Origin of the sequence: Paenibacillus sanfengchensis, assembly GCF_036864765.1 — a bacterium.
In the GTDB taxonomy this organism is placed as follows: domain Bacteria; phylum Bacillota; class Bacilli; order Paenibacillales; family Paenibacillaceae; genus Fontibacillus; species Fontibacillus sanfengchensis.
Map to the genome: position 1 here is coordinate 126,854 of NZ_JBAGJC010000002.1, position 15,732 is coordinate 142,585.

Annotated in this window: 9 protein-coding genes; all 9 read right to left on the minus strand. The window is 48.4% G+C overall.

Annotated elements, in window-relative coordinates; genetic code table 11:
* Positions 1 to 47 precede the first annotated feature (47 nt).
* The 9 genes from V4U84_RS04025 to V4U84_RS04065 all read right to left on the minus strand — a co-directional run bounded on the left by V4U84_RS04025 (position 48) and on the right by V4U84_RS04065 (position 15,710).
* The gene (locus V4U84_RS04025) at positions 48 to 3,032 is read right to left on the minus strand and encodes an S-layer homology domain-containing protein (protein WP_334072174.1); all 2,985 of its coding nucleotides are present in this window, start codon (positions 3,030 to 3,032) and stop codon (positions 48 to 50) included.
* A 510-nt stretch (positions 3,033 to 3,542) separates the two neighbouring features.
* Positions 3,543 to 3,884, minus strand: a complete 342-nt coding sequence (locus tag V4U84_RS04030; RefSeq protein ID WP_334072175.1) for a hypothetical protein — start codon at positions 3,882 to 3,884, stop codon at positions 3,543 to 3,545.
* A 142-nt stretch (positions 3,885 to 4,026) separates the two neighbouring features.
* Positions 4,027 to 7,974: an S-layer homology domain-containing protein gene (locus tag V4U84_RS04035; protein ID WP_334072176.1), complete on the minus strand. Its 3,948-nt coding sequence runs from the start codon at positions 7,972 to 7,974 to the stop codon at positions 4,027 to 4,029.
* Between the two features lie 203 nt (positions 7,975 to 8,177).
* Complete coding sequence (locus tag V4U84_RS04040; RefSeq protein WP_334072177.1) at positions 8,178 to 8,555, minus strand: hypothetical protein; 378 nt, start codon at positions 8,553 to 8,555, stop codon at positions 8,178 to 8,180.
* Positions 8,556 to 8,754: 199 nt separating this feature from the next.
* Positions 8,755 to 9,876, minus strand: a complete 1,122-nt coding sequence (locus V4U84_RS04045; RefSeq protein ID WP_334072178.1) for a glycosyltransferase family 4 protein — start codon at positions 9,874 to 9,876, stop codon at positions 8,755 to 8,757.
* Between the two features lie 112 nt (positions 9,877 to 9,988).
* Complete coding sequence (locus V4U84_RS04050; protein ID WP_334072179.1) at positions 9,989 to 10,759, minus strand: WecB/TagA/CpsF family glycosyltransferase; 771 nt, start codon at positions 10,757 to 10,759, stop codon at positions 9,989 to 9,991.
* A 6-nt stretch (positions 10,760 to 10,765) separates the two neighbouring features.
* Positions 10,766 to 11,896 (minus strand): polysaccharide pyruvyl transferase CsaB, encoded by a 1,131-nt coding sequence (gene csaB, locus V4U84_RS04055; protein ID WP_334072180.1) that lies wholly within the window; start codon positions 11,894 to 11,896, stop codon positions 10,766 to 10,768.
* On the minus strand, positions 11,869 to 13,794 hold the full coding sequence (locus tag V4U84_RS04060) for a DUF5693 family protein (protein ID WP_416367211.1): 1,926 nt from the start codon (positions 13,792 to 13,794) through the stop codon (positions 11,869 to 11,871). The genes csaB and V4U84_RS04060 overlap by 28 nt, the downstream gene beginning before the upstream one ends.
* Before the next feature lie 197 nt (positions 13,795 to 13,991).
* Positions 13,992 to 15,710: a phospho-sugar mutase gene (locus tag V4U84_RS04065; protein ID WP_334072182.1), complete on the minus strand. Its 1,719-nt coding sequence runs from the start codon at positions 15,708 to 15,710 to the stop codon at positions 13,992 to 13,994.
* Between the last annotated feature and the right edge of the window lie 22 nt (positions 15,711 to 15,732).

Consider the following 15,732-nt stretch of genomic DNA (forward strand, 5'->3'; position numbering starts at 1 on the left):
ACGTAAAAAAGGCAGACCCCTTAAGGTCTGCCTTTTTAGATGAAATCTTAGCGTTTGTAAGCTGTGAAATCATCAAGATCATTTTTGTTTCTGTCGTAAATTACACCTTTGGTAGTATCATATTCGACAGTAACTTTCTTGCCGCTGAGAGATGCTTCCGAAGCATTTACTCTCAAGCGCAATACAGTATTGTCATTGTTCTTACCGTAAGTAACGGCAGTTACTGTTGCTGTATCTGAACCTACCTTAACTTTAAACAGACCATTCACATAATCCGAGTTAAAGTTATTAATTGTAATTCCTTCAGTGAGTGCGATGTCAAAGTAAACAGCATCTGTTACTCCTTCGATCTTCTCAACGTTAAAATAACTGCCCTTAGGTTCCGGTTTAATCTTATCTTGCAGAGTATAAGTATCGCCAGACGTCAGCTTGTTACCGTATACGTCAGAAGCAGCACTAGTGCTTGTAATTTTAAGAATGTATGCGCCATCTTTGCTCAGTTCATTGCTGTTATTGAATTTAAGCGTCAAAGTTTTTCCATCGCTGCTAAGGGAAGAACTATTTGGCTGTTTGCCATCAACTTCAAAGCCTTTAGCGCTGGAGCTATTGACTTTAGCAGAGAATTTGATCTTCACTTCATCAACATCTACTACTTCAGAGTCATTTACAACGATGTCGAACAATTTGTCTGTAGCCTTATCACTAATTGTTTGTACCAATACAGACGAACCGTTGTCCTTAATCAAGTCGCCGTCTTTGTTAGCAATGTAAGCTACTTCGATCTTCATACCTTTTGCAGGTTCTTTGCCATCGAAATCATCTTTCTCCAGACGGATGCTGTCAGCGTTATAAATATTGACCGTACCGTCATAAGAATAACGTTTGCCATCAGTATCTACCAAAGTAAATTTATCTTTGTCTCTTGCACTGCCGTTACCGTCTGTAGCAAGATCAGTAGAGAACTGGAGATACAGATAGTCTTTGTCGACCCATGCTCTTTCAAACGTATCGTTACCAGCTTTACCAGTATCGACTTCAATCGTTTGAGGCATCATGACGTTTCTTACATACGCTCTGTCACCAATACCGCTAACTTCCAGCTTGTAAACCTCATCCTTATCCAGAGCGCTGCCAAGATTTACAATGACTTTGTTGTCGTCAATGTCTTTCAAATCAACTTCGTTTGTCGGATGGCCGTCTTTATCAATGAAATCTTCATCGACAATCTTGCCATCTTCATCTTTCAATACATAGTTATCCAGATCTTTCACATCGTCTTCACGAACCTTCTCACTGAAGGTCAGAGTTACGATATAGTCACTACCATCCATATCAACTTCGGATTTAGTGATGATTGGACGAATCGTATCCAGTGTCGGCGTCACTTCCGATTCACGATCCGCCTTGTTATCACTGTAGTCTCTTACACCTTTGACATGAACCGAGTTCTTGTTGTAATTCATCGGGCTCTTGTCATCAAGTTTCACTGTGACTTTGTTATCATCGATATCGATGGATTCAGCATTGTTAGAAGATGTGTTTACATAAACATCATCGATATCTTTAATCGTTTCATTGAAGGTAATTGTAAGTTCAGTCAAATCGTTAGTTTCAACAGACACGATTTCCGGAGCTTTTGTATCTTCAACAACTTCGAAGCTGTGATCAACCGGAGCTACTTTCAAGCCCGAGAAATCTTCTACGTCACTGATCGATACTTTATGGCTGCCAACCGACAGGTTCGCACTCACGATTACGGTATCTGGATAAACATAAGTAACAGAGCCGCCTACAGCACCGCCATCAATTTCAAAGTTGCTGGAAACCGAACCTTCTTCTTCAGTAATTGGCTCACTGAATTTAACTTTGAAAGCTTTAGTTCCGAGACCTACTACTTCTTTTACAGTAGGAGCCGTCACGTCAGCTGGTGTGAATTTGATGTCGGTAGCAAATGTTACCGTACCGTCTTCATTCTTCACATTATTGATTTTCAGTGTAGTTTCATCCTTGTTATCAAGCGCGCCGTCTTCCTTCGTCAACAGCAATGTAACTGTTGTTTTGTCATCGGACAACTCAGCCTTTTTGATTTCAACATCATCAATTTTATAGTTGCTTTCTTCTTCGGCACTTGCTTTGTCAACCGTACCGTCAAATTTAACAACTACTTGTTTCAGGTTGTCAGCTTTAACGCTTTCGACCTTCTGAGCAACGGTTGTTTTGTAAACAACTTTCTCAGTGTATTCTAAATTCTTGTAAGTGAATTTCACTTCGGTTTCTTTGTTAGCTTCGAGAGCTTTTTCCAAAGCAACCTTCACAACTTCACCATCGGACATTGTGAATTCAACGTTCTTTGGATCCACTACTTTGTAAGATTTTACTGTTGGTTTTTGACTTGCATTCCAGATCGCATAAGCTGCAACGATCGCTTGGGAGCGAGTAGCATTAGCTTGGTAGTTGATGCCTGCAGGGATGTAACCTTTCTCGACAGCTGCTGCTACATAACCTTTAGCCCAACCACTAGCAGTGTTGTCAGCTTTCTCAGGAACTGGCAGTTTCAAAGCAATTGTCAGAACTTTTGCAAGTTCTTGCACAGTAACGTTGCCAGTAGGATCGAACAATTTCTTAGTAGCATCCTTACCATTCATGATGCCGGCTTGTGTAGCGGCTTCAATGAAAGAAGCTGCCCAGTGCTTAGCGGTGTAGCCTTTATCTTTGTAAGAAGCAACGCCAGTTACTGGTGGCAAGTCGGTTGCCTTAACGATGATTTTAGCCAATTCCGCTCTGGACAAAGCCTTCTCCAAGTGGGAACCGCCGTCCGGCATCCCATTCACGATTCCGGCTTCTTTCAAAGCGTTAAACTTTTGCTCGTCAGACAAGTTAGCATCTGCACCGAATGCTACGGAAGCAAACATGGAGAATGCCATTGCTGTAGACAGAGCTACGGATAAAATTTTCTTCATAACCTTTTTTTCTCCTCCTTGATTAACTATCGCATGAGAATTTTCTTTAAATGAATAGCTCGTGTTACTCATTAGCCATTGCACCCCCTTTCCAGAGCCTGAGCAGATTTCCTATAAATTAGGTCTGCGATTAACTCGCAGAAACTTGTAAACATTGCCACAGGAAATAGAATGTAGAAATAGACTAGTTTCCTAATCCTACCTAAACATTATACAATGAGTCCCTAGTGCCGTAAAGCTAAATTTTCTAATAGATAGACAAGTTTCCCCAAAAGGAACAGCTTGGAATGTCTAAATAGGTCATCATTGTCAATGCTCTACATGTTAAACGCACGGGGTTTCAAAAAGTTGCGGTGTTTCGAAAAAAAATTGCAGGATTGTTACCTTTGCCACTGTTCCCCTCATCTTCATCTTTTTTCTTGTCCTTCCGCCTTACGGAAATTAGTATAACATCCTTGAATATCCCAGTCACCAAGCAACATTTACCATAACCAATACCCATAATTTATGAAACTAAAACGCAAATAAGACGTCCAAAATGGACGTCTTATCGAATTTAGAGAGGTGATCCCTTCCATAAAATTATCTTACACGCATAGCCAATTGGATGATACGCGTTCGCATGGCCGGATCACTATTCAGTTTGGTATACATATCGTCGATGGCCTGCCTGTTTTCTTTATACGTCTTCTCATGCTTCATGGTCATGTGGGACCATTCGATGAGTTCTTCTTCCGCCGCCCGCAATTCGTTAAAGGCATCATGGAAACCGGTCTCAAGCACAAGCTGTTCCATAACCTCCTGGGTTACCTCCTGCAGCTTAGCTGTCTCCTCAATTTTTTTCTCCAATACTTTGGATTTATCCTCAAACTTTCTCTTCGCTTTCGAGTAGCCCAACTGCGGTTTCGATAAAATCGGTTTCATCTGAATTAGTTCACCCTTTTGCAAAAATATCGATTACTCTGACTATTGTATCTTAATCTCCAACAAATTACAAAATGATGTAATTGGAAAAAAGAAACCTGCCTATGCGATATTCCCATAGACAGGTTCTCAGCTTGATGGTTTAGCTTAAGTTTTTAGGGAAAATCTTGCTCTTCTTGAGCAGTTCCACCGCAATTTTACCGGCTTCCGCCCGAGTCATGCTGTTCTTCGGATTAAAGTTGATCGAAGCCTTCTTGCTGCCTGCTGTTGTTACGCTTTGTCCATCCATATATTTGGCCTTATAAACGGCTTGAACAGCCGGGCGTGCGTAACGGTCGATTTTGCCCGCATCCATAAATTGTTTAGTCAGAGTTGCATTCAGCTTGTCATCATTTGCCGGAAGTTTCAGCTTAAGCGCCCGGGCGACCATCATGGCAGCCTGTTCTCTCGAAACCGGCTCCTCCACTCCGAAGTAACCTTCAGAGATCCCGGTAATGATCCCCGCTCTGGAAGCTGTTTCGATATACTTGAACTCCCAAGTGTCGGTTTTAGCGCCAGGAACAACGTCAAAATAAGTTTGTACCTTATTGTCATAGTTCAAAGGAATATTTAAGCCTTTAACCAATAATGTCGCAAATTCCCCACGGGTAGTCAAGTCATCGGCACCGAAAGCATTAGGTTGCACATTCTGCATGATGCCTTTGGAGTACAAGGCATTCAAAATGTTGCGGCCCCATGGATGATTCGTGATATCACTATATCCGCGGCTTTGTTTCATAACCATGTAGTAACCGAAATCGTCGAACGGAACCGTAATAGTATTGTTTTTGGTATCTACGGTACCGCCCACGTTTTCCCATTCCGAGTTCTCATTAAAGCGGAAAACCGTTACGGTCGTGCCTGCATCATCTACTACGTTTTTGTCATACTGCAATTTCAAGGTTCCCCGTTGCGACGGAACAAGCTTTCTTTCCGGCTCGCGAATCATCACATCCCGGAAGTTTTGCGAAGTCGAGTATTGCGGCAAAATAGAATACGGCGGCAAACCGTTGGTTGCCGGTTTATACGTATCTCCATTGCCGGTTTCTCCGATACCGCCATGAATCCAGTATACATTCGAGACACGAGTAAAGTTGCTTGTTTTTGCCGTGGAGTTGAAGAATTCAACTAAGTCTTCCGGCAAGGTAAGCGTGGCAAGACCACTAGGCGTTCTCTCATCTTTATCAATGTTAAAAATATTTCCGTAGTCATTCCGGCGTTCGACGATGCCTGTCTTAGGATCCGCAATCCCGAACAGCAGTTTATTGTTGGGATAAAACTTGGTCACAGCTCCCTCAGGAACATTCGCGGTTTTCAAAACCGTACCTTTAGGGAAAGACAACGTCAGTGCTTTATTAAACGCACTATAACTCGTGCCCGGCTTCTCGGTCATGTACTGGGAATCCACGGCAATTGCGCTGGTGTAGTACACCTCAATCGTCTCATTGAGCGTTTCTTCACCACGGACGATTTGGATCTTGATCTTGGTCGATTTGTCCGGCTTCAACCCAACATAATCGTAGATAAAGCGCGCCGGTGTGTTATCCGGCAGATCCGTCCGCTTGATCGCTTCGCCTTTATCGATAATAACTTTAGTTGCCCCTTCGGCTTCGATATCAAAGCGTACGAAGTTTTTGTTCACGATAATTTGCTCCCCAACAGTAGGAACAGGGGACAAAATACGATATGGAGCCAGCACCCGAGTAATTTCCAGTCTTTGCGATGTACGTGCCCCTGTGGTGTTAATCAGCTCCAGGTTGTAAATTTGGCTTCCTAAGGTGTCCAGCGCAATATCTTTGATGCGTAATACGAACTTACCGTTAAATACGGCCATATCATATTGCAAGGTCGGTTGTCCGTTACGGACAATCGAACCGCTAATGAGCGATGTATCAGTCATAGTGGTTTGAGTCAATATTGCATCCAGTCCGGCGCCATCCGTTTGGGAAGAAAATACATTTTCAGTGCCGCGCAGCAAATTGATGATCTTAGCGCCAGATCCTTGAATAATCAGATCGTATTTTTGGGCACTTGTTTCGTATTTTTCACCAACCAATTTGAACTCCGGTGAGTTCGCCAAGATATTCGTAAGCTGTGTATTTGCTCCGCTGGTATCATTCAATTTAAGACCCGAGAAATTAACGGACGGATCAAAAACTTTCGGGCGAAATACCGTAATATTTGATACATTCGTGTCTTGAATATATATCCTTAACTCTTTAACAACTGTTCTTGAGTTACCTTTTCCATCCATCGAAACGCCGACGAACTTGATCCGGTTCTCGCCATAATAGAGTGGTCCACTAACATCGATTGGAAGCGAGAAAGAGAATTTAGAATCATTTACCGTCGGATTGAAAGTGATTGGTGATGTCAACTTGTCATTAGATATCCCGTTCACAAAAAACTGCGGATTGGACAAATTTTCAAAATCGCGGTATTCGCCCGAAATTTCCAATGAAAGATTCGAATTACTCGAGTCTTTCGTAATCACCTGACCATCATACAATCCTTCAACATAGATATAGTTTTTAGTTGCGTAGGAGATCGTCGCTGTTTTCGAAGCGTTTGAATTACCAATGGAAAACTTCACTTGCTGTTTACCGCTCGAAAACCCGCTAACCTCATATACGTACTGATTACCCGAACCACTGCGGGAGGTCAATGTAGGACCCGTATCGCCTTTTGGCATATATACAGCCTTGAGGTCGCTAGCAGCGAAATTCTGATCCGCCGCAACGAGGATATAGAAAGTTTCTTTATCCACTTCGGCTCCGTCCAAATCCGGCAGCGTATTAATATCCGCCGGTATAGTCGCTGGATCTTTCACATACTTCAAATGGGTTATTGCCGCCTCACCGGGCAGATACTTAAAGTTAATATTTGCAAATGTGGTATATACATTGTCATACTGCAGATTTAGGCTGAATCTTTGGTCACCGCTAGAGAACGTGATTGGCACTCGAACGTCCACTATTCTATAAGCTCTAGTCGTCCCATCTGGAGCCGGAACTTCCGTTTCTTTGGTAACGGTAAACGAAGTCACCGGAGTCGCGGAACTATTATTCAAATCCGTTAGTGTTAACGCACCTTTACTGGCAAAAGTATTGCCTGTATCGTTCAGCAATAAGGAAAACTCAATCGTACCGTTCACTGTAGTCGGTGCCGTACTATTATCCGTAACCACGGCTACTTTATTATTTACGTCGTAGCTTTTACCGTTGTACTCCAAATTGATTTTGTCAAACGGTTTGTTCTTATCAAAATAGTAAATTGACCGCTCGATGGTAACGGAATCCGCACCGCTTTTAATCATAATTTCGACTTTATTTGAGCCTGGGCTTAAGTTCAGAGGAGGCGAGAAAAATTTGCCGGTTTGGGTTAATGTCGTTACTAGGCCTGTTCCGCCATTGACCTTAACCGTTACTTCTGTAGCGTTCTTCACTTCCCCGGAAATTGAGACATTATCTTTGTCTGATACTACTTCTGCACCTTCGTTCAAATAAATATTGCCATAACTGGATCCAACCAGCTTCAATTCTTGGACATAAGGCACTTGATCAAACAAAATATAAAAAGTGTCTTCACGCGTAATTCCATTTTGGGAACCGGACAGCGTAATCTTGTTGTAACCTGCGAACAATGAAAGATTTGTTACCTTAAACTTTTGCGAATAATCCGTGGAAGTTGTATCCCTGGAAATACTTCCGTTTTTAAATTGGGAACTGTCAGTCTCCCAGTTTTTATTCTGCGAATTCATCGTTAAGCGTTCTACTTTAACCTTTAAAGACTCCTCTGTAACATGGGAATATGTCCCTGTGAAGCTAACCGTAGGGCTTGTAGTAATATACATCTTGGAGCGATCTTTTCCGACCTGGTCAGCCGTATTTTCCAAAGTCAGAAAAGATGTGTTTCTGAGTGTGACATCGTCCGGAAGAAAATAGTTCGCAGCCGTAGCCGCGCTCGCCTTTTGAACTATTCCCGGCGGGAATAAGGTGACGATCAAGGCTGCCAGCACGAACCATACGAAAGGCTTTTTGATGCGTTGCATGATTTTATCTCTCCTTTGTGAATATGTCGTGATTTCCGCTTGTTGTTTATCGGAAACCGTCCAAAAAGTCGTATAGGTTTGTTATCGGATGCCGGGAGCCATTATTTTAGGAAAATAGGTAAAATATACTTAAATTGATTGTTAAAATTTAAAAAGACCCATCCGACGTTAGCCGGAGGGCCTATTTAAGAATATCTAATGATCTATTTCGCCAGTTTAATTTCGCGAATATCCGCCTCATGCTCAAGGGAGCGGATCGATAGCTTCTCCAAAATCTTCTCGTGGCGCTCTTGTCCCTCTTTTAGGGAGGACAGCTCTCCATGGAGCTTGTGAACGTCCATACTGAGCGCATCTAGCTTCGCGTCCGTCTCATCCTGTCTGTCGCGAATCGCTCTGACGATAGCGTTGGTTTCACCAAGCTGCGTCTGCATAAGCTCCTGAGTCTCTTTTAATGACACGACATCCTTCTTCATCGTCTGCATGTCTGACTTCATCGTCTGCATGTCTGACTTCATCGTCTGCACGTCTGTTTCAATGTGATCCAACTTCTGCAAAATCTGATGGAGTAGTTGCTCGCTCATCCGAATTACTCCCTTCAAAAAAATAAACTCGTCCCATGTATTATACCCTTTTCACGGGCATAGCGGCTAGTCCATTTGCCGGTTCCCCCGGCACCATATATAGCTAAAAGCCCCGCCGCTCAATCGAGCTGACAGGGCTAGTCCATACGCCTAAAGCCTATAATAATTCATAATTATAGCGATTCGTTAAAAGCGGCAACTACTTCGAGCCACGCTCAGTGCCGGCCTTCATGCGCAGACGCGCAAAAAAGTTGAGCAGCGGGCGTTTGGTCTTGCCGATCAGGCCAATGACCTCTGCGCCGATTTGCAGGAAGAACACCATCACGCAAATGACGACGAAGGTGACCCAGTTCGCATTATACATCGCCGCCGAGGATTGGATAACCGCCAGCACGCCGAAAAATGCGGCGATCCCGTAAATGATCAGCACCGTCTGACGATGGCTGAAGCCGATTTCACGCAAGCAGTGATGCAGGTGTCCTTTGTCCGGCGAAAAAATCGGCTTCCTCTGCATCCATCGGCGCACGATGGCAAACAACGTGTCCGAAAGCGGAACACCGATGAGAATGAGCGGTGTCAGGAAGGACACGATGGCGATCTGCTTAAAGCCAAGCAGCGACAAGAGCGCCAGGCTGAAGCCGAGGAAAAGCGCCCCGGAGTCGCCCATAAATATTTTAGCCGGATGAAAGTTGAAATACAGAAAACCGATAATGCCGCCCAGCAGCAAAAGACACAGCAGGGCCACAACGGTGTTGCCCATCAAAAAGGCCATCACCGTAATCGTCCCGATAGCGATCGCTGAAACCCCCGCGGCCAACCCGTCGAGACCATCGATCAGATTGATCGCGTTGGTCACGCCGACAATCCAAAGGATCGTGAACGGGATCGCAATCCAACCTTCCACGGAAGCATACGTATGAAAAGGAATATTGGCAAATTCAATCCGAATGTCAAAACCGAAAACAACCACGCAAGCCGTGGCGATTTGAACGAGGAACTTCAGCTTGGCCGGCAGATCAAACCGGTCGTCGAACGCCCCAAGCAAAATCGTCATCGTTCCACCCACAAGAAACGCTTTGATAAAATTCACTTCGCGTACCGAAATACTGTCCGGAAGAAACGGAAGAACCAGGAAGAACGTAAGCACAAAAGACAAGAAAATCGCTAATCCACCGAGTCTCGGCATAATTGTTGTGTGCACCTTGCGGGCATTCGGCACGTCCACAGCGCCTACTTTAATCGCAAATTTCTTGACAAGCGGTGTCAATCCCAATGCTAGTACCAGCGAGACGATAAACCCGATGGTATAAATCATCCACATGTGTAATTCAACCCCCATTTGTTCTGCCGGAATGAATTATACTCCGTTTCGGGAGAAACACAAACCCCGTTTTTGAGCAATTATACGCTGTTTTGCGTAAAAACCCGGTTATTTAGCCCATTTTCGTCAGGTTTTCTCCCGCACGCAGTACGCGGACTACGAATTTCGGCAGCGCAAGCATTCTCCGGAAGCGGGTCGGCTCCGAGAGCAGGCGGTACAGCCATTCCAGCCGCATTTTCTGGAATGTGACCGGGGCCCGTTTTGTCTTGCCTGAAATAATATCCAGGCTTCCTCCGACGCCCATCATCACCGGAACTCCCAGGGCTTGCTTGTATTTTCCGATCCACGGCTCCTGAGTATCGGCGCCCCGGGCGACAAATAGCAAATCCGGCGCAGCGGCCTTAATCGCTTCGACCACTTCAAGGTCTTGATCCGGTTTGAAGTAGCCATCGCGATATCCGACAATTTCCGTCCCCGGATATTGCAATGTTAACCGCCGGGCCGCTTCCTGAATCACTTCCGGGGTTGAACCCAGCAGGTAAACCTTCCAGCGGCGGCTCTCTCCCTCCCGCATAAGCCTATGCAGCAGGTCAAACCCCGCAACCCGCTCCGTCACCGGATCGCCGCCCTTCTGTGCGGCCCAAACGAGCCCGGTTCCGTCCGGCACAACCAATTCGGCCTCCTGCATGATTTTCTTGTACGCGGGGTCTTCCATTGCGGCCATCAGCATGATCGGATTGGCCGTAATGACCTGATGGGGCTTGCGCAAACGGACCGCCTCAATCAGATACCGGACCGTGTCCTCCATGCCCAACTTGCACACGGATACACCGAAAACGGACACCGTGGGAATGGCCTGATCCTGTTTTTGTTGCGTCTCCACACTAGCTCACCCTTTGCTTCCTAAAAATTCTACGATGCGCCGCGCTGGGGTGCGGGCCTCGCGCTTCAGCTCCGAAATTTTCGGAGCGTGCGCCGTACGCCAGACATCGCCTTCCAGCAGCAGGCGCTCGGCTTGCGAGGCAACGATCCGGGGATCGAGCTCCTCCGTGGTACCGACCGGCACGCTGCCGAGGCGGCCCAGGAAATGGTCGATCTTCGGATCGTACGAAACGCCGAGCAGCGGCACTTCCTGCGAAGCAGCGTAAATGAGGCTGTGCAGCCTCATTCCGATCAGCAGGCGGCAGCGGCTCACCTCGCGAAGCATCTCGTACGGATGCTCCGTCTCCGCCGCAATACTCACGGTGCTTCCGTGTTCCGCCACATTTCCCAAGCGCTCCATGACGAAGCGCGAAGCTTCGTCGTCGCCGGGGAAATGAAACGGCAGGAACCGGATATGCACCGGCTTGCGGCGGCAGAGCGAGGCGAGGCCTTCGGCCAGCTTCGTAAGTTCGGTCCGCTCGGTGTTCCAGAAGCGGACCGATACCCCGACCACCGGCAGCTCGCCACCGCCGGTGGCAGCGCCCACAGCCCCCGCCTCCGGCAGGGCCAAGCCCATGACCGGGTCCGGAACGACCTGGACGGCCTCCTTCCGGATCCCCATGCTGCGGAGCAGTTCGGCCGATTCGATATCCCGGACCGATACATATGCGCAGCGGCGGAACACCGAAGCGATCGCCGGCCGGAATAATTTGCGGCGAACCGGCCCGATGCCCTGCGCGTATACAAAGGTCGGCTTGCCCAGCCACTGGGCGATCTTGAGAATTCCCAGATAATATGGGATCGAGCCGAGCCCGGTCGCGTCCTGCAGCAGGCTCCCCCCGCCGCTGATCAGACCGTCGCTGTTCTTAATAGCGTTCCTTACCTCTGCCAGTTTCATCCGGTGGACGGCCTGGACGCCGTAAGTTCGAGACGTCCATTCGGGATCGATCGACAATACCACCGGTGTGATGGATATTCCCGCGGTCAGGCTTTCTTCCTCCAGCGCGGACAGGATCGACTGCAGCACAGCTTCGTCCCCGCTGTTGCGGTATCCGTAATAACCGGAAAGAACTAAGGTTTGAGAAGACGCGGCGACCATTTATCCCAGCACCTTTCAATAATATGCCAGATCAGAATAGCGATCAGGCCAACAAGAAGTCCCAGGCCGAGTCCGAGCAACCCGCGGATCAAGGAGAGAACCGCCGGAGTATGAATATGCGCGAATGTGTCGACCATGGACAGTTGCCCCATCACCGCAACGATCATGGCGTAGAGCGCCCAACGATAACGGAAGGCGGCGAATACGCCGGCGATGAAGAGCGGATGCGCCAGCAAGAACTCCTTGTTGCGCGGACGAACACCGAATGTGTTTTCCAGGAAAGAGCGGAATGCCGCTTCTCCCGGCAGCAGCGTACCGGCATTCCCGGTGCGCGTCATATAATAATACGCAACGATGGCAAGCACACCAGCCGCAACCACCCAAATCAGCGTAATCGGCATACGCATCCAATTACGAAGTTCCTGCCAAACCGAGCTTCCTTGATACAGGAAAACATACATGGCCACCAGCAAAATCGGAGCCAGATGCAACAGACCTACGCCGCGGAATTGATCCAGCACAAGACTGTAAGTGATATTGTTCAGCAAAGCGATCACGAACGGAACCGCCGCCAGCGAGATAATCGCCGTTTTTACGTAAAGAACAACCGCATGCGTAGCCCGGCGTCCGGCCGACAGGCGCGGGTGGGCCTCCCTGATTTCCTTCACTTTGCGAATCGCGAGAATGGTCGCGATCGTCGGCCCGCTGATGGCCACGAACAAGGCGAGCGCCTTTTCCAGCATAGAAGGCTGCAGCACGTAAAGCCCCGCCGAACCGATCAGCCCGAGCAAAAACACCAGCAGCGTCAACGGCGCGATAAAGTAAGAGATCAGCAGAGCGATAAAGGCAACTCCGCCCAAAACGACGATGGCTTTCAAATATTTTTGCCAGGAAGCATCATGAATTTGAAACGCCTCCGCCTGCCCCGTCTCGAAGCCGTTATGCTGCATGCGCGCTATGGCCCCTTCCGGGCCTTTGAGCGCGTCGACCAGGTTATTGATCGGATTTGTAATAGCCGCTTTGGTGGCATCCTTCGACGGCGATGCGTTCAAATAAATCATCCGAATATTCCGGTCTTTGGTAGCCAGAACCAGACGGTCGGCCAATACGGCTTTATCCGATCCAGCCTCCGTATCCGCCAAGGAATGCAAGCGCACAATGTTATAATCCAACAAATAAGCCAGTTGGTTTAACCCTTTTTGCGGTGCTTTCAAGTTCTCGATAGCCGCAAGGCCAATCCCGTGTTTCCGGAGCAGGTCCGCAAAGGATTGAAGGCTGTTCTTCTCTTCATTATCCTGAAACCCTTTAACCGCTTCCCCGTCAAACAGAATCCGCTTGACTCCGTTCTCGGCGAAGAACGCCAACTGCTGATCCATCAACTCTTGATCGTAAGGAACATTGTCGGACAGGCGCGGCAAAATATTGAATCCTTTCTCCCGCAGCATATCAAATGCGATGGGATCCAGCGGCAACTGCTTCAACGCCGCTTCCTCCGCGCCCAATTGAATTACGAGCCCCCCGTGATCCTCATATTTCCATGGAGCCACGGAAACATCCAGCTTCTCGAAGGCCTCTCGGATCATCGGCCCAAGGATTTCTTCATTCTCCGGGCTGGTAAAAGCAATATACGTATAATTGCTGTCCGGAGAAACGACCGTCCGCGTCATCTTTGCCGCCTCTGCCGCGCCAAACACCATGATCCGGCGCGTCTTCGACAATTCGTCGAGCGTGCTTTCGAACATCGCCATCGTATTGACGCCGGCCTCTTTCAGCTTGTCCAGCTGTTCATCCAGGTAAGCTGCCGGATTGGCCTGATACGAGGCAATATCCAACAGCCCTCTGTAATTAAATACGATTTCCACTTTATTCGCCGACGACTCCGTTTGCACACGCTGCATAATTACGGGCAAAGACGCCACGATGCCAACAATGACCAAGATCCATAACCATTTGCGGGAAGCGTCATTCCACCGCTGCCAACTTCGAATCACAAGGGTACCTCCTCAAAAGTAAAAAAATCACGGCATGGCCCGCCCCGCTTAATAAATAAATTTCCACGGGGCGGCACCGAACTCTCCGTCAAATCCATTCAGCCTTACGCGTCTACGCGGGCGAGCACTTCGTCCTCCAACTGGGACAGACGTGCCTTGGCATCTTCATTCGACGTACCGCGAACGGCAAAATAAAATTTGATCTTCGGCTCCGTTCCCGACGGACGGAGGCAGAACCAGGAACCGTCCTCCAACAGGAACTTCAGGACGTTCTCCTTCGGCAGTCCCTCGATTCCATTCAGGTAATCCCGCACTTCCGCAACCCGGATTCCCGCCACATCTTTCGGCGGGTTGGCGCGGAAGTCTTCCATCAATGCGGTGATCTTCGCCAGTCCGTCTTTGCCTTTCAGCGTGCGGGAAGCCAGCGATTCACGGTAGTAGCCGTATTGCTGGTACAGTTCCTCCAGCACGTCGATCAGCGTCTTGCCCTGCTGCTTGTAATAGGCCGCAGCTTCGCAAATCAAGGTTGAAGCGACGATCGCGTCCTTATCGCGGGCATAGTTACCGGCCAGATAGCCATAGCTTTCCTCATAGCCGAACAAGTACGTATGCTGACCGGTTTGTTCGAATTCGTTCATTTTTTCGCCGATGTATTTGAAGCCGGTCAGGGTATTGAAGACGGCAGCGCCATAGCGACGGGCGATTTCCGCTCCAAATTCGCTGGTCACGATCGTTTTGACGACCGCGCCGTTCGCCGGCAACGCCCCTCTCTCCATCATCTGGCTCAGCACGTAATGAACGAGCAGCGAACCTGACTGGTTACCGGTCAGAATTTCATATTCCCCTTCCTTCGTACGTACAACCGAGCCCATCCGGTCGGCATCCGGGTCCGTTCCGATCAGGATGTCCGCGCCGATTTTTTTGCCCAGCTCGATCGCCATGGTGAACGCCTCGCGCTCCTCCGGATTCGGGGACTTCACGGTCGAAAAATCTCCATCCGGCTGCTCTTGTTCCTTAACGATGTGCACTTGGGTAAAACCGATTTTCTCCAGCGCGCGTCGTACCGGCAAATTCCCAGTGCCATGCAGGGGAGTGAATACAACGACGATGTCCTTGGCCGCGCCGGCCGCCATCAATTCCCGGTTCACGCTCGTATTCGCCACGGTTTCCACAAAAGCTTCATCTTCAGCTTCACCCAGCCAGACGAGAAGCCCTTTAGCTTCCGCCTCCTCCCGGCTCAACCGCTTCACTTCATTTAACGAAGTCAGCGCCTGAATGTTTCCGATCACCCGCTCGGCCTCGTGGGGAACCAGCTGTCCCCCGGAAGCGTTATAGACCTTGTACCCGTTGTATTCCGGAGGGTTATGGCTCGCCGTAATCACGATGCCTCCGGTAGCTTTCAAGCTGCGTACGGAAAAAGACAGCTGCGGCGTTGGCCGAAGCGACGGAAACAGCTTGGCGACAATTCCGTTGCCGGCCAGAACCAGCGCGGCCTCCAAGGCGAATTCCGGGGAGAAATGACGGCAATCATGGGCAATCACCACAGAAGGCTGGCCCTCTTTTCCGGCATGCTCCTCCAGGATATATCGAGCAAACCCTTGCGTAGCCCGGGCCACCGTGTACCGGTTTATCCGGTTGCTTCCGGCTCCGATAACACCGCGCAAACCGCCGGTTCCGAACTCCAGATCGCGATAGAAGCGATCTTCCAGTTCCGCTGGATTGTTGTCCAAGGAACGAAGCTCCTGTTTGGTTGCCTCATCAATGGATGGATCATTTAGCCAGCTATCCACTTTCTCTTTAATCGTTATACTCAATTCAGTCATGGTTTCAAAAAAGCCTCCTTAC